Raw genomic sequence first — 19,537 nt, 5'->3', positions numbered from 1 at the left:
AATGAAGCGCTATACGGTCGGCATCGACCTCGGCACCAGCAATACGGTCGTCGCCTACGTCGAGCCCGGCTCGGACGCGATTCGCGTGTTCGACGTCGAGCAACTCGTCGGCGCCGGCGCGGTCGCCGCGCAGCCGCTGCTGCCGTCGGTGCGCTATCACCCGGCGCCCGGCGAACTGGCGGCGGACGCGTTGCGGCTGCCGTGGCAGGCCGCCGGCGCGGCCGCGCAGGCCGGCCGCGACGATGCGCCGTCGCCCGTGATCGGGCGGTATGCGCGCACGCTTGGCGCGCAGGTGCCGGGCCGCCTCGTCACGAGCGCGAAGAGCTGGCTGTCGCACGCGTCGGTCGATCGCCTCGCGCCGATTCTGCCGTGGGGCGCTGCCGAGGGCGTCGACAAGGTGTCGCCCGTCGATGCGAGCGCGAGCTATCTCGCGCACGTGCGTGCCGCATGGGATGCGCACTTTCCCGACGCGCCGCTCGCGCAACAGCATGTCATCCTGACCGTCCCCGCTTCGTTCGACGACGGCGCGCGCGCGCTGACCGTCGAGGCCGCGCGACGCGCGGGGCTGCCTGCGCTGCGGCTGCTCGAGGAGCCGCAGGCCGCGTTCTACGACTGGCTGTACGGCCAGCGTGCGACGCTGCGCGACACGTTCGCCGCGCCGCGACGCGTGCTGATCTGCGACGTCGGCGGCGGCACGACCGATCTGACGCTCGTCGACGTCGCGCCCGGCGACGACGGCGAGCCGACGTTTACGCGCGTCGGCGTCGGCAATCATCTGATGCTCGGCGGCGACAACATGGACCTCGCGCTCGCGCGCCTCGTCGAGACGCGCTTGACCGAGCCCGGCACGCGGCTGTCGGCCGCGAGCCTGTCGCAGCTCGTCGAGCGTTGCCGCGCGGCGAAGGAGCGCCTGCTCGGCGACGATGCGCCCGAATCGGTGACCGTCACGCTGCTCGGTGCCGGCAGCCGGCTCGTCGGCGGCGCGCGATCGGCCGAGTTGACGCGTCGCGAGGTCGAGCAGATCGTCGTCGATGGCTTTTTTCCGCAGGTCGCGGCCGACGAGCTGCCGCAGCGTGCGCGTGCGGCGATCGTCGAATTCGGCTTGCCGTACGCGAGCGATCCGGCCGTCACGCGGCACGTCGCCGCGTTCCTGAAGCGTCACGCGGAAGGTCCGCTGCCCGACACGCTGCTGCTCAACGGCGGCGTGTTTCGTGCGCACGCGCTGGCGGGCCGCCTCGCGCAGACGCTCGGAGCGTGGCGCGGCGCGCCGCTCGACGTGCTGCACAACGCCCATCCGGACGTCGCGGTCGCGCGCGGTGCGGTCGCATACGGTCTCGCCCGCGCCGGGCATGCGCCGCGCATCGGCGGCGGCTCGGCGCGCAGCTATTTCCTCGTGCTCGACGACGGCGCGGCCGACGGGCGGCCGCGCGGCGTGTGCCTGCTGCCGCACGGTGCGGAAGAGGGCCGCGAGATCCGGCTCGAGGATCGCACGTTCGCGCTGCAGCTCGGGCAGCCGGTGCGCTTTCACCTGATGTCGACCGTCGCCGATACCGCGTACCGGCCGGGCGATCTCGTCGATCTCGACGGCGGCGACTTCGTGCGGCTGCCGCCGATCGCGACCGTCGTCGACGGGCAGGCCGACGGCGGCGCGCGCGAGACGCCGGTGAAGCTGACCGCATCGCTGACCGAAGTCGGCACGCTCGAAATGCACTGCATCGCGACCGACGATGCCGCGCGCCGCTGGCGCCTCGAATTCCAGCTGCGCGGCGACGCGCCCGCACAGCAGGACGGCGCCGCACCTGCGCGGCATCCGCGTATCGACCAGGCGCTCGAACTGATCGACCGCTCGTTCGGCAGCCGCGCGGCGAACGTGACGCCGAAGGATACGAGACGGTTGCGTGCGCAACTTGAACAGGTGCTTGGTCCGCGCGAAGAATGGGACGTCGCGCTCGCGCGCGAGCTGTTCGACGCATTGCTCGCGCGGGCGCGCCGACGCCGGCGCTCGGCCGACCACGAACGGGCATGGCTCAATCTCGCCGGCTATTGCGTGCGGCCGGGCTTCGGTCATCCGCTCGATGCGTGGCGCATCGAACAGCTGTGGCCGCTGTTCGACGATGGCATCCAGTACGTGAACGACGCGCAGGTATGGTCCGAATGGTGGACGCTGTGGCGGCGTGCGGCCGGCGGCCTCGACGACGACGCGCAGATGCAGGTGCGCGACGCGATCGCGTTTCTCGAGCCGTCGCCCGACGACAAGCGACGCAAGCTGCCGTTCGATCCCGACAAGGTGGGGCCCGCCGACATGATGCGGTTGTCGGCGTCGCTCGAACGGCTGCCGATCGAACGCAAGATCGAACTCGGCGAACGGCTGATCGCGCCCGTGCAGAAGCCGGCCGAGCGCGCGCTGCGCGCCTGGGCGCTCGGGCGCGTCGGCGCGCGGCGTCCGTTCTACGGCAGCGCACACAACGTCGTGCCGGCCGACGTCGCGTGCCGGTGGCTCGACGCGCTGTTCGCACTCGACTGGAAACAGGTCGAGCCTGCGGCGTTTGCCGCCGCGCAGATTGCGCAGCTGACGGGCGACCGCGAACGCGATCTGCCGGACGACACGCGCGACGCGGTGATCCGGCGGCTGTCGGCCGCGAACGTGTCGCATACGTGGATCGAGCGCGTGCGCGAGGTCGTCGCGTTCGACGAGGCGGATACGGTGCGGGTGTTCGGTGAGACGTTGCCGGCGGGGTTGAAGTTGTTGGGGGATTGAGGGGCGGTGGGGCAGTATCGCGGCGAGATGCGCGTCCGCGGAACTGCCGGCGACGACGATCCGGGAGCGGCCATCGAACGGAGCGGCTATCCGCGGGCGACCGCAAACGCCGCAGCACGTTCACCGCTTCGGCGGCCTGCTCGGCGATCTGCCGCAGCGCCCCGTGCGGCGCACGCGTGTAGCGCGTAATCGGCCGCCGCACCGCAGACGACACATCGTCCGCCACATCGCCCCTGCTACCGTCCTCCCGCCTCCGCAAACACCGGCTCCCCCAACGTCAGCATCAACCGATTCGCCCATGCGAAGATCGCGACCGCATGCGACAGGTCGAGAATTTCCTCGTGCGTGAGCCCCTCGGCTTCGAGCGCTGCGATATCGTCCGCGCCGACCGCATCTGGCCGCTCGGTCAGCGCGATCGCATAGCGCACGATCGCGCGTTCGCGCGCGGTCGTGCCGGCCGTCGCCGGATCGTCGAACACCTGCTCGATCGCGTCCGTGCGTTTCGCGAGTTGCGCGAAGCGCTGCGCATGCACGGACGCGCAGTACACGCAGCCGTTCACGCGCGACACGGCCGTGCTCGCCAGTTCGCGCTCCGCGCGCGACAGCCCGCCGGGCCCGTACATGATCGCGTTGAACACGCCCGAGCGCTGCCGCAGGATTTCGGGCAGGTGAACGAGCAGCAGATAGTAGTCGGACGTCTTGGCCTGCGGATGGCTCGCTTCGAGCACCGCGAGCTGTTCGGGCGTCGCCGTGTCGAGCGGCACGGTGTCGAGCCACGCACGCCAGCCGAGCGTGTCGAACGTGAAGCCGTGAGCGTGCGTCGTCATGCGGCCTCCTTCGCGACGCGCGCCTGCAGTGCCCGCGCCGCCGCCGCGACGCGCAGTTGATAGGTAACGAACGCGACGAGCTGCGACAGCGCGACGATCGCGGGCGTCGTGAGGCCGGCCGCCTTCAATGCATCGAGATCGGGTCGCTGCGCAGCGGCCGGCGACGTCGTCAGAAGCCGTGCATGCGCGAGGATGGCGCCGAGCCGCGCGGGCAGTGCGTCGAATGCATCGGCATCGGCTTGCGCGATGTCGGCGTCGTTGCCGCCGGCGTCGAGCAGACGCGCGCGATAAAGCGACGCAAGGGCCGGCGCGTTCGACCGCTGCGCGACATATCGCGCGGCATGCAGACGCTCGATTGGCGACAGGTCGGGCAGCGCGGGATCGAACAGCGCCGCTTCGCCGAGCTGCGTATGCAGCCGTACCTTGTCGCGTGCGCGACGCAGTACGGCCGTGGCATCGTCGTCGCGCAGGCCGGCCACGCGGTCGATCGTATCCGGCGCAGCGGCCGGTGTGAGGGTATCGGTCATCATTTCGGTATCCGTCATCGTCAATGGAACAGGCGCTCACGCATCGGCGTCGCGCCATTCGTCGCCTTGCAGCTCGGCGTTGGAAAACGCGACGAGCGCGTCGTAGTGGCGCTCGCGGTCCGCGTCGAACAGCCGGCTCGCGATGCCGCGCGCCAGCCGCTCGGCGCCCGCGCTGATCGCGGGAATGTCGCCGGACAGCTTGCCGTGGCTCAGGCTCGCCGCATGGTTGAAGCAGTGGATGCGCGTCACGGCCGGGCACGCACCGGGCTCGCGCTCCTGGAACGCGAATGCGGGGCCCAGATCGGGCGACTCGGCCAACTCGTCGAGCCAGGTACCGGGCGCAGGGCGATAGCGATCCTTCCAGCGCCGCACGTGCGCAGCGAACGCCGCGAATTCCGCGCGCGTCGTCCAGTCCGAATGGAAACCGGTCGCGAAGATCAGGAAGTCGACGACGTAGCGGCCGCGCGGCGTCGTGACTTCGAGCCCGTCCGCATGCTCGGCAAGCGTCTCGATCGGGCTGCCCGCATGGAAGAAGGCCTGCGCGTGGCGCGACACGCGCAGCACGCTGTCGCGCGGCGGCGGCGTCTGGGACGTCAGCGCGTAATGCATGAAGCGCCACTTGCTGGCGTCGTCGAGGTCGGCATAGCCGTGTACGAGGCCCGGGCTGCCGATGCCCGTCAGCTTGTTGATGCGCGGAATGTCCGGGCGGCGGAAGAACAGGTCGACGCGCGCGGCGCCGGCCTCGAGCGCGGTGCCCGCGTTGTCGAACGCGGACGCGCCGGCGCCGACGACGCCCACGCGCTTGCCGGCCAGCGCCGCGAAGTCGATCGGCTCCGACGAGTGCGCCCAGCGCGTGCGTGGCGCGCGTTGCGCGACGTGCGGCACGTACGGGCCGCCGAGCCCGTCGCGGCCGGTGGCGAGCACGACGTGGCGCGCGAGCAGCGTCTGCGCGTGGCCCTGCGTGTCGAGATCGAGCGCGAGCAGGCCGTCGTCGCGCGGGCGCAGCGCGACGAGCGTCGTGTCGTTGCGCACGTTCAGGTCGAGCACGCGCCGATACCAGCGCAGATAGTCCATCCATTGCGTGCGCGGAATCTTGTAGAGCGCGTCCCACGCGTCGCGACCGTATTGCGCTTCGAACCAGGCGCGAAACGTCAGCGCGGGCAGCCCGAGCGCGGGGCCGGCAAGCTGCTTCGGCGAGCGCAGCGTATCCATGCGCGCGAACGTGACCCACGGACCTTCGTAGCCGGCCGGCGCGCGATCGATCACGCACTGGTTGTCGATGCCGAGCAGCCGCAGTTCGGCGCTGGCCGCGAGCCCCGCCATCCCGCCGCCGACGATCGCGACGTCGAGCACGCGCATGCCGTCGACGTCGCGCGGCGGCACCCATGAGGGCGCGGGCAGGTCGAGCCAGCGCAGGTCCTCGGCGAGCCGCGATTCGAGTGCGTCGAGTGAGGTCGTCATGCGAGTTGTTCGTCCTTCGTTTCGTTGTTCGAAAGGGTGTGGAAAGCCGTCATGCGGAAATCTCCCGGCTCGTCCTGCGCACCCGCGCACGCGTGCGCGGGCGGTCGCCGCGCAGCAGCGCGTCGTGTGCGGACGCGTCGTGAAAGATCGCGTCGTCGAACAGCGCGCGCGTCGTGCGATGCAACGCATCGAGCAGCGCATCGACGGCCGCCGTGCGCATCTTGCCGGCCGGCGTCGCGACGCCGAACGCGAACGGAATGTCGACCTCGAGCGGCCGCGCGACGACGCCGTCCACTGGCAGCGCGACACCCGTCGCCGGATCGACGATGCCGATCCCGACGCCGGCGCGCGCGGCCATCACCGCGTTGAGCGACGCATTGGTCTCGATGAAGACGCGCGGCTCCACGCGCGCGGCGGCGAATGCCGCGTCGATGCGCTGGCGCAATCGATGGCGGTTCGCGACGGTCACGATGCGGCGGCGCGCGAGATCGCGCAGCGCGATGCGAGGCTTGGCCGCGAGCGGATCGCCGGCGGCCAGCACCGCGACGCAGGGCGTCTGCGCGATCCAGTGCACGTCGAGCCCCGCATGCGCCATCGGCAGCGTGACGACGCCGACGTCCGCGGTGCCGGCCAGCACTTCGTGCACGACGTGCTCGGCCGATTCGCTGCGCAACTGGTAGTGCGGTACGTGCGCGTCGTCGGGCAGCGCCGCGAGCGCGGCCGGCACGATCGTGGCCGCGAGCGCGGGCGTCGCGGCGATGCGCACCGGTTGAGCGCTTTCGCTGCCGATCGCACGGGCGCGCGCGTCGATCGCGCGCAGGCCGATCAGCGAGCGCTCGACTTCCTCGTAAAGCAGGAACGCGCGCCGCGTCGGCGTGACACGCGGGCCGTGACGATCGAACAGCGCATAGCCGAGATCGGCCTCGAGCTCCTGGATCTGCCGCGTGACGGCGGGCTGCGAGCGGCCGAGCAGTTCGCCCGCGCCGGTCACGCTGCCGGCCGACATGACGGCGGAAAAAGCCTCGAGTTGATGCAGCTCCATGACGCGTTCCGATGATGCGATTTGCGCATTGTAGGAGCGTGAGCATGCGCAATTCTTATAATGATTTTTGCTATCGACAGCGCGAAAACTGCGAAGGGCGCGCGTGTCGTCATCGCCGGCTATGCGCCGATGCGCATCTCGCACGCGCGCTGCCGAACCGGAAACGGCAATCGAATCAACACGATGAGTGCGCCTCGTCGCGGCCACGCGATGCCGCATGCGCAGGCGGCCGTCGAAGCGCACGATGCGCTACGCGTGCGCCGCGATATCGATATGCGCAAAACTTCGTTGGATCGTCCGGACCCCGATGGTTTCATGCCCTCACTCTTTTCGATTGACTGACGTTGGGGGATCCATGAACGTTTCGGGGAACGACGCGCGCGGCGCATGGCGGCGCGTGCTGGGCACGGTGGCGGCGCTCGCGGCGGCCTGGGGTTTGTCGACGGGCGCCGCGCTCGCGGCAGGCGTCTCGGGCGAGCCGGTCGTCGTCGGCGTGAGCGGGCCGCTCACGGGGCAGGACGCGCAATACGGCGAGCAGTGGAAGCGCGGCTTCGATCTCGCACTCGACGAGATCAACGGCAGAGGCGGCATACACGGCCGGCCGCTCGCGATCGACTTCCAGGACAGCCGCAGCGATCCGCGCCAGGCGGTGGCGATCGCGCAGAAGTTCGTCGCCGATCCGCGCGTCGTGATCGAGCTCGGCGATTTTTCGAGCGCGACGTCGATGGCCGCGTCGCCGATTTATCAGCGCGGTCAACTGATCCAGTTCGGCTTCACGAATTCGCACCCGGACTTCACGAAGGGCGGCGACTATCTGTGGAGCACCGCGCTGAGCCAGGCCGAGGAACAGCCGCTGCTCGCGCGCTACGCCGTGAAGGAACTCGGCTTCAAACGGATCGCGGTGCTGTATCTGAACACCGACTGGGGCCGCACGAGCAAGGACATCTTCGCGAAGGCGGCGACAGCGCTCGGTGCGCAGGTCGTCGCGGCCGAAGGCTATCAACCCGCCGAAAAGGATTTCCGTTCGACGCTCGTGCGGATCGGCGAGTCGAGGCCCGACTCGATCGTGCTGATCTCGTATTACGCGGACGGCGCGCAGATCGTGCGGCAGGCACGCACCTCGGGCATCGCGCTGCCGATCGCGGCGGTCGGCTCCGTGTATTCGCCGAAGTTCCTCGAACTGGGCGGCACGGCCGTCGACGGCGTCTACACCGAATCGAATTTCTTCCCGGCCGAACCGCGCCCCGAAGTGCAGGCGTTCGTGCAGCGCTATCGCGCGAAATTCCACGCCGATCCCGACTCGTTCGTCGCGCGCGCCTACGACGCGCTGATCCTGTCGGCCGAGGTGCTGCGCCGTTACGGCACGACGCGCCAGGCCGCACACGATGGCTTCGCAAAGATCAGCGACGTGCCGAGCGTGATCTTCGGCAAGGTGCGCTTCGATCCGCAGACGCGCCGCGTCGCGGGCGCGCGCACCGTGTATCTCGTCGTGAAGCAGGGCCGGTGGGCGCTGTGGGACGGTGCCAAGCCGCAGCTCGCGGCACGCTGAACCGTACCGGACGCATCGCAATGGCATCCTGGCTCGACTACACGCTCAACGGCCTCATCGTCGGCAATATCTACGCGCTGCTCGCCGTCGGGCTTGCGCTGATCTTCGGCGTGTCGCATCTGATCAACTTCGCGCACGGCTCGGTCTATATGGTCGGCGCGTTCATCGGCTGGCTGTGCCTGACGCGCTTCGGGCTGCCGCTGCCGGTCGCGCTCGCGGCGGTGGTGCTCGGCTGCGGCGCGCTCGGCGTCGCGATCGAACGAATCGGGCTGCGGCCGTTGCGTCATGCGGCGCGCATCGCGCCGCTGCTCGCGACGATCGGCATCAGCTTCATCCTCGACCAGCTCGCGCAGCTCGCGTTCGGCGCGGATCCGCGCGCGGTGCCGACGCCGCTGCCCGACTGGCATCTGCGGCTCGGCGGCGCCACGCTCGGGTCGCTCGATCTGCTGATCGCCGGCATCGGCATCGCGGCGGCCGCACTGCTGTACGGCTTCCTGCGCTTCACGCGGCTCGGCTGGGCCGTGCGCGCGATGGCGCAGGATCGCGACGCCGCGCTGCAGATGGGCGTCGACGTCGACCGCGTGAACCAGACGGTGTTCGCAATCGCATGCGCGCTCGGCGGCGTGAGCGGGCTGCTGGTCGGCATGTACTACAACAGCATCGATCCCGCGATGGGCTTCCAGGCGACACTGAAGGGCGTCGTCGCGCTGCTGATCGGCGGGCTCGGCAACGTGCCGGGCGCGATCGCGGGGAGCCTGCTGCTCGGGCTCGTCGAAAGCTACGGCGTCGCGCTGTTCGGCACGAGCTATCGCGACCTGTTCGCGTTCGGGCTGCTGATCGTGTTCCTCGTCTGGCGGCCGAACGGCTTGTTCAGCGCGAACCGCGCGCTGCCGCCCGAGCCGATGACGGGCACCTTCCTCGCGGCCGCCAAGGCGCTGCGCGTGCCGCGCCCGGCGATCGTCGCGCTGGTCGCGCTCGCGGCCGTGCTGCCCTGGCTCGGCGCATCGCCTTATGTCCTGCAGACGCTGACCAACGCGTGGCTGTACGGCCTGCTCGCGCTGAGCCTCACGCTCGTCGCCGGCACGGTCGGGCAGATCTCGCTCGGCCATGCGGCGCTGCTCGTGATCGGCGCGTATGCGTCGGCGCTGCTGTCGTCGGATCTCGGCTGGTCGCCGGCCGTGACGATTCCGTGCGCGGGCGCGATCACGGCCGTGCTCGGGACGCTGCTCGTCTATCCGGCGTTCCGGCTGCGCGGTCACTACGTGTCGATCGCGACGCTCGGCATCGGCGAAGTGGTGAGCCTCGTGATCCTGAACTGGGACGGTCTCACGCGAGGGCCGCTCGGCATCACGGGCATCGCGCCGCTGCCGTGGGCGTCGACCGCACAGGCCGCGTACTGGTTCACGTTGACGGTGCTCGTCGCGTTCGCACTCGTGCAGGTGCGGCTGCTGCGTTCGCACCTGGGCCGCACGCTGCGCGCGGTGCGCGAGGACGACGTCGCCGCGCGCGCGCACGGGATCGCACCGAACCGCTACAAGGCGATCGCATTCGCGGTCGGCGGTGTCGCAGCGGGCGTGAGCGGCGGTATTGCGGCACACCTGTACAGCTACATCAATCACCAGACCTTCGATTCGCAGGTGTCGATCCTCGCGCTGACGATGGTGATCCTCGGCGGGCTCGGCAACGTGCTCGGCGGTATCGCGGGCGCGCTCGCGCTGATCGGCCTGCCCGAACTGTTCCGCTGGGCGGCCGACTACCGGATGCTGATCTACGGACTCGTGCTGCTGCTGCTCGTCCGGTTCCGGCCGCAGGGCCTGCTCGGCACCGTGTGAGGAGGAAAGCGATGATTACCACCCAACCGCCCTTGCTCGACGTGCAGGGGTTGACGCGCCGCTTCGACGGCGTCACGGCGCTCGACGGCGCGAGCCTGACGCTGGCCGAAGGCGAGCTGCTGAGCGTGATCGGACCGAACGGCGCGGGCAAGTCGACGCTGTTCAATCTGATCGCGGGCGCGGACCGGCCCGATGCCGGGCGCGTGACGTTCGACGGCCGCGACGTCACGGGCGCGGCGCCCGAACGGCTCGCCGCGCTCGGACTGGCGCGCACGTTCCAGCATGGCCGCGTGTTCGGCAACCTCAGCGTGCTCGACAACGTGCTGATCGGCGCGCATGCGCGGCTGCGCGCGGCGCGGCCGGGCTGGCCCGTATTGGGCGCGGCGGCCGAAGTGCTGCGCGCGCTGCTGCGCCCGGCGTCGGTGCGGCGCGAGGAAGCGGCGCTGCGCGAGGAGGCGCGCGAGATCGTCGCCGGGTTCGGCGAGCGACTCACGCCGCGCATCGATCATCCGGCGCACAGCCTGTCGTATGCGAACCGGCGGCGCGTCGAGATCGGCCGTGCGCTCGCGCTGCATCCGCGCCTGCTGCTGCTCGACGAACCGACGGCCGGGATGAACGAGACGGAGACCGCCGAGATGCTCGAGCTGATCCGCTCGCTGAAGGCGCGCGGCCTGACGATCCTGCTGATCGAGCACAAGCTCGAACTTGTGATGCGCGTGTCCGATCGCGTGATGGTGCTCGACAACGGCGTGAAGATCGCCGAAGGCGCACCGCGCGATGTGCGCCATGATCCGCGCGTGATCGAAGCCTATCTCGGCCGCCGCCACGCGGGCGGTGCACCGGCCGTTCACGCGGCACAGGCAGCCGCATGAGCCCGTTTTCTTCGTCATCCGATACGACCATGACCGACGCCTTGCTGAAACTCGAACATCTCGACACGTTCTACGGACCGGTGCAGGTGCATTTCGACGTGAACGTCGCGGTCGGCCGCGGGCAGATCGTCAGCCTGCTCGGCGGCAACGCGAGCGGCAAGTCGACGACGATGAAGCTGATTCTCGGGCTGATGCGGCCGCGCCGCGGCGTCGTGCGCTTCGACGGCGACGACGTGACGAGCCTCGCGACGCCGCAGCGCGTGCGACGCGGCATCGCCGCCGTGCCCGAGGCGCGGCGGCTGTTCGGCGACATGAGCGTGCGCGAGAACCTGCTGATGGGTGCGTACACGCGCGGCGATCGCGCGGCGGTGGCCGACGACTACGAACGCGTGCTCGACCTGTTTCCGCGCGTGCGCGAACGGCTCACGCAGCGCGCCGGCACGCTGTCGGGCGGCGAGCAGCAGATGCTCGCGATGGCGCGCGCGCTCATGGCGCGGCCGAAGCTGATCTGCATGGACGAGCCGACGATGGGGCTGTCGCCGCTCTACGTCGACAAGGTGCTCGAGCTGATCGATACGATCAACCGGCAGGGCGTGACGGTGTTCATGGTCGAACAGAACGCGAGCCTCGCGCTGGAAATCGCGCACTACGGCTACGTGCTGCAGACGGGGCGCGTCGTGCTCGAAGGCGCGGCCAAGACGCTGCTCGACGACGAGCGTGTGCGCGATGCCTATCTGGGCGGCGAGGCAGTGACGGCCTGAACGCGGGTCGCGCGCCGGCGTCGACATGTCGTGCCGCGTGTTCGACGCGTTCAACGCCCGACCGTATGACGAACTGAACCGACCGGCGATGCGCAACCGCGACGATCGTCGATTCGCGCGTAGACGCTAGCCCGTTCGCGCCGCCTTCGGAAACGTCAGCACGACCGCAAATCCGCCCGCATCCGGAAACGCGAACCCGACGCGCCCGCCGTGCGCCTTCATCACTTCCTGCACGATCGCGAGGCCGAGCCCGGATCCCGTACGGCGCTCCGTCCCATCCGGCGCGATCCGCACGAACGGCTGCAATGCGGCATCCCAATGCTCGCGCGGAATGCCGCGCCCGTTGTCGGTGACGGTCAGCGTCACCGCATCGTCGGCATGGCCCGACGTCGCGACCGACACGACGATGTCGTCGGCATGGCCGTGCAGCAGCGCGTTGTGCAGCACGTTCGACAGCGCTTCCTGCAGGCTGATCGCATCGCCGTCGATCCAGGCGTGCGGCGCGTCGCTTGCGAATGCGACGGCGACGTCGCGCGCGTCGGCGAGCGGAATCGCGCGGCCGAGCACGTCCTTCGCGAGCGCGACCAGATCGACGGGCTGCAGCGGCACGGCCTCGGTGCGATGAATCACCATCGCGTGATTGAGCAGCTGCCCGGTGAGCCGGCCGACATCGGCGCAGGTCGCGCGCAACGCATCGAGCCGCGCCGCATGACGCGCAGGATCGTCGTCGCCGTCGAGCAGCTCGATCTGCGCATCGAGCCGCGCGAGCGGCGTGCGCATCTGGTGCGCGGCGTCGGCGATGAAGCGCTGCATCGCGTTGATGCGCTCGGCGAGCCGCCGAATCAGCCCGTTGATCGCGCCGATGATCGCGTCGATCTCGCTCGGCGTATCGACGGCCACCGGCCGCAAATCGGCCGGATCGCGCGCCGCGATGATCGCGCCGATCTGCGCGAGCGGGCGCAGCCCGCGCCGGATCGCCAGCCCGCTTGCGCCGATCGCGAGCACGCTCATCAGCAGGATCAGCGTCCACACCTTGATGCTCATCTCGTTCGTCAGCTGCTGACGTGCATTCGTTGTCTGCGCAACGGTAACGAGCGCCCAGCCCGGCGTGCTTTCTTCCGGCATGTAGCGCGCGATGGTGGCCGTGCGGATCCGGTGCCCGTGATAGACGGCGTTCGCGAACGCGGGCCCCTGTTTCGCGGCCGCGAGCGTCGCGGAGCTGGCCAGATCGTTGTAGCCGGCCACGACGACGCCGCGCGAATCGACGACCTTGTAGTAGACGAGGTCGTAGCGCGACAGCGTCGAGAGCGCGGCGACCGGCGGATTCAGCGCGAGCACGCCGCCCTGCACGTAAAGATTCTCCGCGACCTGGATCGACGCGCCGGCGAGCAGCTGATCGTAGGCACGCTCGGCCGCGACACCCGCGTAGTAGCGCGCGATCGCGGCGAGTGCGAGCGCGCCGGTCGCGACGACGAGCGCGATGAACAGCAGCGTGCGCCCGAACAGCGTCTTCGGGAACCAGTCAGTGCGCGGCAATCTGATACCCCATCCCGCGCGCGGTGCGGATCTCGACCGAGCTGCCTTGCAGCTTTTTGCGCACGCGCGTCACATACTGCTCGACCGCGTTCGCGCTCGGCTCGTTGCCGAAACTGAACAGCTGATTCAGCAGTTCGTCCTTCGAGAAGATCCGCTGCGGGCGGCTCGCGAGAATCTCGAGCAGCGCGAACTCCTGGCGCGACAGCGACAGCGGCTTGCCGTCGAGTTCCGCGAGGCGGCTGCTGCGGTCGATCACGAGGCCGCCGAGCGTCAGCACGTCGCTCGCATGGCCGCTGTTGCGGCGTAGCAGCGCCTGCACGCGCGCGTCGAGCTCGCGGTAGTCGAACGGCTTCACGAGATAGTCGTCGGCGCCGAGGCCGAGACCGCTGACGCGATCGTCGATCGCCGAACGCGCGGTGACGAGCAGCACCGGCGTCGTGCTGCCCGCGGCGCGCAGGTTGCGCAGCACCGCGAAGCCGTCGAGGCCGGGCAGGTTGGCGTCGAGCACGACGAGGTCGAAGCGCTCGACGCGCAGCAGGCTGTTCGCGGTCGAGCCGTCGGTTTCGAGATCGACGGCATGGCCGAGCCGCGCGAGGCGGCTGCGGATCGCCGCGCCGATCTCCGCATCGTCCTCCACGACGAGAATGCGCATGGTGCCGTTTGCAGGTAGGGGTTACGGGTTTTCCCGAGGCCGGGATGTCAGCATTTTCTCAGACTCGCTCGATAACCTGTGTCGAGCCGGAGCATGCGAAGACGGCATTAATACCAGAGGAGACGCCAACATGCAGCAGGTCACGAGCACGACGAACGCACGGCGCGGCACGCCGCCGCCTGCGGATCGCCGCGCGAGGGTGCGCGCATGACGTCGCGCCCGCGCCGCCGCGCGTTGATCGCGGCCGGCCTCGGCATGCTGGGCGCGCTCGGCGCGCCGTCGCTCTTGCGCGCGAAGCCGCGCACGGTGCGGATCTCCAAAGGCTATGGCGTGCTGTATCTGCCGCTGCTCGTGATGGAGAAGCAGCGGCTGTTCGAGCGGCACGCGGCGCGGCACGGAATGCGCGACGTCGCGGTCGACTGGGTGCTGCTCGACGGCGGCAACTCGGTCAACGACGCGATGATGGCCGGCACGCTCGACTTTGCCGGCGCCGGCGCGCCGGGTTTCATCGAGCTGTGGGCGCGCGCCCGCGGGATTCCGAACGTCGAAGTGATCGGCATCAGCGGGCTGTCGACGACGTCGCTGTCGCTGAACGCAAACCGTCCGGGCCTCACGTCGCTGCGCGACTTCACGCGGTCCGACCGGATCGCGGTACCGGGCATCCGCACGTCGCTGTCGGCGGTCGTGCTGCAGATGGTCGCGAGTCGCCAGCTCGGCGCCGCGCATTTCGCGCAACTCGATTCGATCACGGTGAACCTGCCGCATCCGCAGGCGATGCAGGCGCTGATCCGCCGCGAGAACGGCGTGACCGCGCACTTCACGTCGCCGCCGTTCTCGACGCTCGAGCTGCGGCAGCCGGGCATTCATCGCGTCGTGAATTCGGTCGACGTCCTGGGCCCGATGACGCTCGACGTCGTGTTCGCGCCGAAGCGGCTCGTCGATGCGGAACCGGCGCTCGCCACGGCGTTTCTCGGCGCGCTTGACGAAGCGAACCGGCTGATCGCACAGGACCCGCGTGCGGCGGCGGCGCTCTATGCGGCGTCGTCGGGCGTCGGCGTGTCGCACGACGACGTGATGCAGATGCTCGCCGCGCCGGAGACGCGCTTCTCGGTCCGCCCGAATCAGCTGATGGACTACGTCGACTTCCTCTACCTCGCCGGCACGATCAAGGCGAAGCCGCGCGCGTGGCACGAGATGTTCGCGCCGATGCTCGACGACTACCGGTCCGGCTGAGCGCAGCCGGCCATTCCCGTCATGCCGCGATCGCGCGCCCGTCGCGCGCGGCGCGCCGCATTTCAACGATACGCAACCGTTTCACGGAGGTACCTGCAGTGAATTCCACCGCCTATCCGGACGCCGCGTCCGCCGACGAACAGCGCATCATGTCGAAGATGGCGCGGCGCCTGCTGCCCATACTCGTCGTGATGTTCCTGATCGCGTTCATCGACCGGCAGAACGTCGGTTTCGCGAAACTGCAGATGGTGCACAGCCTCGGGCTGACGGAGGCTGCGTTCGGGCTCGCGTCGTCGCTGTTCTTCATCGGCTATCTGCTGTTCGAAGTGCCGAGCACGCTCGCGCTGCATCGCTACGGCGCGCGCGTCTGGCTCGCGCGCATCATGCTGACGTGGGGGCTCATCACGGTGCTGATGGGCTTCACGACCTCGATGCCCGTGTTCTGCGCGCTGCGCTTTCTGCTCGGCATCGCCGAGGCCGGGTTCTATCCAGGCGTCATCTACTACCTGACGCTGTGGTTTCCGCAGAGCTATCGCGCGAAGGTGCTCGGCATCTTCACGCTCGGCAGCGCGCTCGCGAACATGCTCGGGTCGCTGGTCGGCGGCGTGCTGCTGAGCCTGAACGGCGTCTGGGGCCTCGCGGGCTGGCAATGGGTGTTCGTCGCGACCGGCATTCCGGCCGTGCTCGTCGCGATCGTCGTGTTCCGCGTGCTGCCGGCGTCGTTCCGTGAGGCGCGTTTCCTCGACGAACGCGAAAAGCAGATCGTCGCGGCCGCGCTCGAGCGCGAAAAGCCCGCGCAGGCCGAGCATGCGCAGCCGTGGAAGGCGCTGCTCGATCCGCGCGTGATGCTGTTCGCGGCGACCTACATGCTGATGTCGACGTCGCTCTACGGCGTCACGTACTGGCTGCCGACGCTCGTGAAGTCGTTCGGCGTGTCGAGCAGCACGAACGGCTTGCTGAGCATGCTGCCGTGGGCGCTCGCGGTGCTGCTGCTGTTGTGGCTGCCGGCAAAGCTGCGCCGCGCGAAGAGCATTCTGCGCACGATCTCGATCGTCGCGGCGCTCGGCGCGCTCGGCTTCCTGCTGAGTCTCGTGCTGCCGTCGACGCCGCTGCGCTTCGTCGCGCTCGTGCTCGGCGGCGCCTGCATTCCGCTGCTGTATCCGTGCTTCTGGTCGATGCCGCCGCGCTACTTCACCGGCGCGCGTGCGGCGGCGAGCGTTGCTGCGATCAATTCGATCGGCAACCTCGGCGGTTTCTTCAGCCAGAACCTGATGCCGTTCGCCGGCAAGGTGACGGGCACCGCATTCGGCCCGATGATCGTGCCGATCGTGTGCCTCGCCGTGCTCGGCATCGGCGCGCTCGTCGCGTGGACGCGTAGCGAGCGCGCGATGGTCGCGGCCGGCGCATGAGTGCATCGCGGCACCGTCGGGCGCGATGCCTGGGCGGGTACGCGCCTGCGCGCGTGCGGTGCGCGCAACGATCGACGCGCGTCACGGCGATGCGCTGACGAAAGGCGCGGCGCGCGACGCGCGGGCTTGCCGCGCTGCGATGCGCTGCGCGGCCGTGCCGCAGGCATTGCCCGCACATACGCGATTGCTGCGATGCAGCGGCTTGTGCGCCGCCCCACGCATCGCGCTCGGCGCCTCGCGAACGCCCCTGGTTCGGGACTACACTGGTGCAGGATACGGCCGCGCCACCAGGAGAGTTCGCGATGATCGATCTTGCCGACGTACTGTCGTCCGCGCTGCCCGACGCTATCGCGTGGGCCGAAGCGCAGGCCGCGCGCGGCCTCGCGGACGGCGTGCCCTTGACGCGGCCGCAGCTCGGCGATGCGCGCGCGGTCGGCGTCGCGCGGCCCGAACGGATCCGCATCGCGACGGTCGAGCGCATGCCGTTTCCCGACACGCCGGCGCTCGCGGCGCTCGCACGCGACACGGGATTGCTGCCGCCCGGCACGATCGGCCTGACGCTCGGCCACGCGGTGTTCGTGCTGCGCGGGCACGGCACGCGGCGACTCCTCACGCACGAGTTCCGGCACGTCCATCAGTACGAGGCGGCCGGGTCGATCGGTGCGTTTCTCGCGCGCTATCTGCATGAGATTGCGACGGTCGGCTATGGCGACGCGCCGCTCGAGGCCGATGCGCGCCGGCATGAGCGCGACTGACGCGCGCAGCGCGGCCGGCGGCGCGCGGGCGCGGCTCCAGTTCTCCTTCCCCTTTGCCCGGTGCTGCGCGCGCGAACGGCGCCGCGCCGCGTCGCGGTGCGGGAGCGCGCGATGAGCGCCGCCATTCACGCCTGGCTTGCCGAGATCGGCGCGCATCCGGCGCTCGCGCTCGCGATCGTGTTCGCGACCGCATGCGCGGAGGCGATCGCGCTGATCGGCACGGTCGTGCCGGCCGGCGCCGTGATGTTCGCGGCCGGCGCGCTCGCGGGCGCCGGCGCGCTCGATCCGTGGATGACGATCGGTGTCGCGGCCGTCGGCGCGATCGTCGGCGACGGGATCAGCTACGAACTCGGGCGGCACTACCGCGGAATGATCCGCAACGGCTGGGCGCGCTTCGGGCACGCGGCCGTCTATGCGCGCGGCGAGCAGTTCGTGCTGCGTCACGGGACGAAAAGCATCGTGCTCGCGCGTTTTCTCGCGCCGGTGCGCGCAGTCGTGCCGGTCGTGGTCGGCTGCGCGACGCTGCCGCGCCGGTCGTTCTATCCCGTCAACATCGTCTCGGCGCTCGTCTGGGCGCCCGTGCATATCGCGCCGGGGATGCTGTTCGGTGCCTCGGCCGCGCTTGCCGCCGCGCTCAGCGTGCGGATTGCGGCGATCCTGCTCGTCGTCGCCGCGCTCGTGCTCGGCGTCTGGTACGGCGTGCGCCTGCTGCTGCGGCGCGGCTGGCCGCTGCTGCACGCGGCGTTCGCCGCTGCGCTGCATGCGTGCGTGCGCCACTGGCCGCGGTTCGGCGCGCGGCTGCACGACAGCCTTGTACACCTGCGCCGGCTGCCGGGCGCCGTGCCGGTGCTCGCGCTGCTGTTCGTCGCGAGCGTATGGCTGTTCGGCCGGATCGTGCAGGACGTCGTCGCGAACGCGCCGCTGATGCACGCCGACGTCGCGCTGTATGCGTTCCTGCAGAACCTGCGCACGCCGCCCGTCGACGCCGCGATGCGCGCGGTCGTCGTGCTGCACGGCCGCGACGCGGGGCTCATCGTGTCGGCCGCGTTTCTCGCGTGGCTCGCGATTCACCGCTGTTGGGCGAGCGCCGCATGGTGGCTCGCGACGGTCGGCATCGCGGTCGTGCTCGTACCCGCGTTCGGCGTCGTGCCGCCGGGGGCGACGCCGGCGGCGCTACCGCCCGGTGCGGCGCACATGCCGCTGCCCGATGCCGACGCGGCGTTCGCGATCCTCGCGAGCAGCGGGATCGGCTGGCTGCTCGCGCGCGACCGGCCCGCGCGCTGGCGCACGCCGGTCGTGACGGCGGTCGTGCTGTGGATCGTGCTCGGCGGCTTCGCGCGGCTCTACGTCGGCGATACGTGGCTGTCGGGGCTGGTCGGCGGCTGGAGCCTCGGGCTGGCGTGGTTCGCGCTGCTGGCCGGCGCGCATGCGTACTGGCGCGTGCGTGAGCACGTGCAGCCGGTCGGCGCGACCGTCGCGCTCGCGGTCGTGCTCGCGACGGTCGGCGTGTGGCTGGTGCCCGCGCAATGGGACGCCGATCGCGCCGCGCGTCCGCATGCGGGCGACGTCGTCGCGATGACGGTCGACCAGTGGATGCGCGGCGGCTGGCAACGCGTGCCGACGCGCCGCACCGAGATCGGCGGCGATCGCGAGGAATACTTGCCGCTGCAGTGGTGCGCGACGTCCGACACGCTGGACCGCCATCTCGCGCAGGCCGGCTGGCAGCGCGCGACGCCGTGGACGCTGCAGACCGCGCTGCGCTGGCTGATGCCGCAGGGGCCGGCCGAGTCGCTGCCGGTGCTGCCGCGCTACACGCACGGCGAGAGCACGCGGCGTGTGTTCGTGCGCGCGGATCCGGCGCACGCCGACAGCCGTCTCGTGCTGCGGCTGTGGCGCTATCCGTACGCGCTGTCGGATGCGCGCGGCACGCGCGCGCTGTGGTACGGCGCGCTCTATCGCGAGGCGCTGCATCGGCCTGCCCGGCTGATGACGGTCGTGCGCTCGACGCCGATCGACGATGCGCAAACGCTCACGCAAACGCTCGCGGTCGAGCCGACGATCGTGCATGCGCCGCGCGGGCTGGCGGCCGCGCCGGGCGGTGTGCTGCTCGTGTGGTCGGCCGAGCCTTGAACGTGCCGATCGTCCGGCGGATGAGGGGCGGTCAGGTTGATGTGTGCCCGCGGTGTCGATGGGATGCATTGTGCGGCGCGCGGGCCGTGCAAATAAAAACGAGCGGCGGCTTTTCGATGCACGATGATGCTGCCGCAAGCAGGCAAGCAGGCAAGCAGGCAAGCAGGCAAGCAGGCAAGCAGGCAAGCAGGCA

General features: G+C 70.3%; 16 protein-coding genes. 10 read left to right on the top strand and 6 right to left on the bottom strand.

Annotation, left to right across the window (positions count from 1 at the left end):
* Position 1: 1 nt before the first annotated feature.
* Positions 2 to 2,758 (top strand): Hsp70 family protein, encoded by a 2,757-nt coding sequence (locus ACSHSS_RS14945; protein WP_445545173.1) that lies wholly within the window; start codon positions 2 to 4, stop codon positions 2,756 to 2,758.
* A gap of 236 nt (positions 2,759 to 2,994) precedes the next feature.
* Here the strand turns inward: ACSHSS_RS14945 and ACSHSS_RS14940 are convergent, their stop codons facing one another.
* From ACSHSS_RS14940 to ACSHSS_RS14925, 4 genes are read right to left on the bottom strand one after another with little or no spacing between them, the layout of a single operon-like run.
* Positions 2,995 to 3,585 (bottom strand): peroxidase-related enzyme, encoded by a 591-nt coding sequence (locus ACSHSS_RS14940; protein WP_006397834.1) that lies wholly within the window; start codon positions 3,583 to 3,585, stop codon positions 2,995 to 2,997.
* A complete protein-coding gene (locus ACSHSS_RS14935) occupies positions 3,582 to 4,112 on the bottom strand; it encodes a CMD domain-containing protein (protein ID WP_445545191.1) in 531 nt (176 codons plus the stop codon). The genes ACSHSS_RS14940 and ACSHSS_RS14935 overlap by 4 nt, the downstream gene beginning before the upstream one ends.
* Before the next feature lie 36 nt (positions 4,113 to 4,148).
* Positions 4,149 to 5,573 carry an NAD(P)-binding domain-containing protein gene (locus tag ACSHSS_RS14930; protein WP_445545172.1) on the bottom strand — a complete coding sequence of 475 codons (1,425 nt, stop codon included), beginning with the start codon at positions 5,571 to 5,573 and terminating at the stop codon, positions 4,149 to 4,151.
* A 49-nt stretch (positions 5,574 to 5,622) separates the two neighbouring features.
* Entirely contained in the window at positions 5,623 to 6,615 is a 993-nt protein-coding gene (locus ACSHSS_RS14925; RefSeq protein WP_445545171.1) for a LysR family transcriptional regulator, read from the bottom strand.
* A gap of 60 nt (positions 6,616 to 6,675) precedes the next feature.
* Here ACSHSS_RS14925 and ACSHSS_RS14920 point away from each other — a divergent pair, with 60 nt between their 5' ends.
* The 5 genes from ACSHSS_RS14920 to ACSHSS_RS14900 are packed head-to-tail and all read left to right on the top strand — an operon-like array spanning position 6,676 to position 11,629.
* Positions 6,676 to 6,957, top strand: coding sequence for a hypothetical protein (locus tag ACSHSS_RS14920; RefSeq protein ID WP_445545170.1), 282 nt, complete (start codon positions 6,676 to 6,678; stop codon positions 6,955 to 6,957).
* A 13-nt stretch (positions 6,958 to 6,970) separates the two neighbouring features.
* Positions 6,971 to 8,164 (top strand): ABC transporter substrate-binding protein, encoded by a 1,194-nt coding sequence (locus tag ACSHSS_RS14915; protein WP_217023979.1) that lies wholly within the window; start codon positions 6,971 to 6,973, stop codon positions 8,162 to 8,164.
* A 20-nt stretch (positions 8,165 to 8,184) separates the two neighbouring features.
* A complete protein-coding gene (locus ACSHSS_RS14910) occupies positions 8,185 to 9,996 on the top strand; it encodes an ABC transporter permease (RefSeq protein ID WP_217023978.1) in 1,812 nt (603 codons plus the stop codon).
* An 11-nt stretch (positions 9,997 to 10,007) separates the two neighbouring features.
* Positions 10,008 to 10,868, top strand: a complete 861-nt coding sequence (locus ACSHSS_RS14905; RefSeq protein ID WP_217023977.1) for an ABC transporter ATP-binding protein — start codon at positions 10,008 to 10,010, stop codon at positions 10,866 to 10,868.
* Positions 10,865 to 11,629, top strand: a complete 765-nt coding sequence (locus tag ACSHSS_RS14900) for an ABC transporter ATP-binding protein (protein ID WP_217023976.1) — start codon at positions 10,865 to 10,867, stop codon at positions 11,627 to 11,629. The genes ACSHSS_RS14905 and ACSHSS_RS14900 overlap by 4 nt, the downstream gene beginning before the upstream one ends.
* A gap of 126 nt (positions 11,630 to 11,755) precedes the next feature.
* Here ACSHSS_RS14900 and ACSHSS_RS14895 read toward each other — a convergent pair whose 3' ends face one another.
* Both ACSHSS_RS14895 and ACSHSS_RS14890 read right to left on the bottom strand, forming a co-directional pair.
* Entirely contained in the window at positions 11,756 to 13,165 is a 1,410-nt protein-coding gene (locus ACSHSS_RS14895) for a sensor histidine kinase (RefSeq protein WP_217023975.1), read from the bottom strand.
* Positions 13,152 to 13,817, bottom strand: a complete 666-nt coding sequence (locus ACSHSS_RS14890; protein WP_006397844.1) for a response regulator transcription factor — start codon at positions 13,815 to 13,817, stop codon at positions 13,152 to 13,154. Before ACSHSS_RS14890 ends, ACSHSS_RS14895 begins: the two co-directional genes overlap by 14 nt.
* Positions 13,818 to 14,024: 207 nt before the next feature.
* On the opposite strand from ACSHSS_RS14890, the gene ACSHSS_RS14885 reads away from it, so the two are divergent.
* The 4 genes from ACSHSS_RS14885 (at position 14,025) to ACSHSS_RS14870 (ending at position 19,344) form a co-directional block, all read left to right on the top strand.
* On the top strand, positions 14,025 to 15,050 hold the full coding sequence (locus tag ACSHSS_RS14885) for an ABC transporter substrate-binding protein (protein WP_105825496.1): 1,026 nt from the start codon (positions 14,025 to 14,027) through the stop codon (positions 15,048 to 15,050).
* A gap of 149 nt (positions 15,051 to 15,199) precedes the next feature.
* Positions 15,200 to 16,459, top strand: coding sequence for an MFS transporter (locus ACSHSS_RS14880; RefSeq protein WP_208542285.1), 1,260 nt, complete (start codon positions 15,200 to 15,202; stop codon positions 16,457 to 16,459).
* Positions 16,460 to 16,761: 302 nt separating this feature from the next.
* The gene (locus ACSHSS_RS14875) at positions 16,762 to 17,214 is read left to right on the top strand and encodes a hypothetical protein (RefSeq protein ID WP_217023974.1); all 453 of its coding nucleotides are present in this window, start codon (positions 16,762 to 16,764) and stop codon (positions 17,212 to 17,214) included.
* Between the two features lie 111 nt (positions 17,215 to 17,325).
* Positions 17,326 to 19,344 (top strand): LssY C-terminal domain-containing protein, encoded by a 2,019-nt coding sequence (locus ACSHSS_RS14870; RefSeq protein ID WP_217023973.1) that lies wholly within the window; start codon positions 17,326 to 17,328, stop codon positions 19,342 to 19,344.
* Positions 19,345 to 19,537: the final 193 nt, after the last annotated feature.

It is taken from the genome of Burkholderia sp. BC1 (genome assembly GCF_052683555.1).
This window is presented reverse-complemented; position numbering and strand designations above follow the sequence as displayed.